2 protein-coding genes are annotated in these 2,187 nt (G+C 70.1%); both read right to left on the minus strand.

Translation table 11 applies throughout. The features are described from left to right. On the minus strand, positions 1–671 hold a 671-nt coding region (locus D7V97_RS42500; protein ID WP_120616210.1), incomplete at its 3' end, for a metal ABC transporter solute-binding protein, Zn/Mn family. Positions 672–693: 22 nt separating this feature from the next. After that, entirely contained in the window at positions 694–2,025 is a 1,332-nt protein-coding gene (locus D7V97_RS42505) for a zinc-regulated TonB-dependent outer membrane receptor (RefSeq protein WP_120616211.1), read from the minus strand. Between the last annotated feature and the right edge of the window lie 162 nt (positions 2,026–2,187).

Below are 2,187 nucleotides of genomic sequence, written 5' to 3' on the forward strand. Positions count from 1 at the left end.
GGCTTGGGCTCCAGGAACGCGATGGTGGTGAAGCCCAGCCAGTCCTGCAGGTACGCCATCGTCCGGTGGTACGCGATGACGGGCGCGCCCTTGAGCCCCGCGAGCCGCTTCTCCCAGCCGGGCTGCGCGGCCTGCACCTCCTGCGTGAACTTCGCGAGGTTGGCCTTGTAGGTGGCGGCGTTCTTCGCATCGAGCTGCGACATGCGCGCCTCGATGCCGCGCGCCACCGCCAGCCCCTGCCGCGGATCATAGAGGTAGTGCGGGTTGCCGCCGGGGTGCACGTCGCCCTGGCTGCGGTCCACCGCCGTCGCGGGCACCTCCTGGAGGCGCACGAACTGCGACGCGTCCAGGTAGCCCGCGTTGCCCGTCTGGATGCGACTGTTGCGCGCGCCGACCTGCAGCGTGGGCAGCCAGCCGATCTCCAGGTCCAGGCCCGCGGTGATCAGCAGGTCGGCGCGGTTGAGCGCGAGCGCCAGGTTGGGCTTGGCGTCCACGAAGTGCGGATCCTGCGTGGGCAGCGCGAGCGCGATGACCTCCACCTTGTCTCCACCCACGGCCTTGGCCACCGCGGCCAGGTCCGGCAGGGAGGTGACGACCTTCAGGTCCGCGCGAGCAGGGGTGGCGGCGAAGCAGACGACGGCGGCGCACAGGGCCGCGAAGAGGGAACGCATGGAAGGGCTCCAGGAAGAGGGTTCAGAACGCATGGGCACCGTGGGCGCCCGTCACGACTTCAAGCGCGAGGAAGGCCGAGTAGTCCGGCGACTCGCGCCAGCCGACGCGGTCGGTGGCGGCCTGCAGGCGCAGGCGGGAGAACTCCGTGGGCCAGAACGTCAGCTCCGCGGTGACGCGGTGGCGGTCGGAGATCCACTCGGGGTCGAGCGGATCATTCGCGATGCGGCCCTCCTGCGTCTTCGCCGGCGTGCCGAACTCGTAGCGCACGCCCGTGGCCCAGCGGTTGGAGAAGCGCCACACCGTCTGCGCATAGCCGCCCCAGTCCGACAGCAGTTCGTCGGGGGCCTGACGGCGGCGGTAGAGCACCTCCGCCTGGAGCACCAGCTGCTGCGCGCTCGCCTCCGTGATGGGGCGGAACTTGAGGTACACGTCCGTGCCGTAGATGCTGGTGTGGTTGCGGTAGCCCGTCGCGTTGGGGCCGGTGGCGGCGGACAGGCCCCACAGCAGCGACAGGTCGTCCGACAGCGGGAAGAACTGCTTCACCGCGCCGGTGAGCTGGAGGTCCAGCGGTGACAGCACGCGCTCGTTGGCGGCGCCGAAGAAGCTGCGCGCGGTGGCCTCGCCCTTCGCGTCGGTGGCGCTGCCAATCACCTCCACGTACCAGGGCAGCGGCGTGAGCCACGACGTCTCCAGGCCCAGGCCCCGGTTGCCCTCCGCGCCGAAGAAGCGGCTGATGACGAAGGGCTGATCCACGAAGTCCCACGCGTGCGGGTGGGTGGCGTTGATCCGGCCGAAGCGGGTGAGGAACTGGCCGGCGCGCACCTGGAGGTTCGCGGGCAGGTCCAACGTGGTGGCGTACGCCTCTTCAATCTCCACGCCGTACTGGCTGAAGACGATGTTGCTGTCGAAGCGGAAGTACGGATCCACCACCGACCCGATGGACAGCTCCAGCTGCTGGAGGTTGAAGCCGTTCTGCGTCGGGTCGTGCGCGCCGCCCTGCAGCGGCTCCTTGTTGGAGAACGCCGCCACGGCGAGGTCCAGGATGAAGCTCAGGTTGAGGAAGCTGGTGCCGCCCGAGATCGCATTGGGCAACCGCAGTGGCGTCACGCCGGAGTCATTGGTGGCGGTGGGCGAGGCGGGAGACGTATCGCCGGACGGACGCGCGCGGCTGCTCGCGTCCTCGCCCAGGGCCTTTTGAATCTCCTCCATCTCCTCCGGGCTCAGGGCCGGGGTATCGGCCGCGGGCGCATCGGTGGGGGGCGACTCCTGTTGGGCCCAGGCGGCGCTCGTGGACAACTGCACGGCCAGCACGACGGCCAGGGCGCGGGGCTTCCTGCGCGAAAGAAGTGACACGGGTTGTGGCTCCTCGAAACCGGACGGCCGCGGAGCATGCGCCCCGCGAGGACCGTCCACCTATGACCTGCTTCACGGATACGACACGCGGGACTACGCGTGCGTCGGAGGCGAGGCCTTGGGCGCGGTGGCGAGGATGGAGAGGGACGCGAAGGGGCGGGG

The organism is Corallococcus sp. CA053C, from assembly GCF_003611675.1.
Taxonomy (GTDB): domain Bacteria; phylum Myxococcota; class Myxococcia; order Myxococcales; family Myxococcaceae; genus Corallococcus.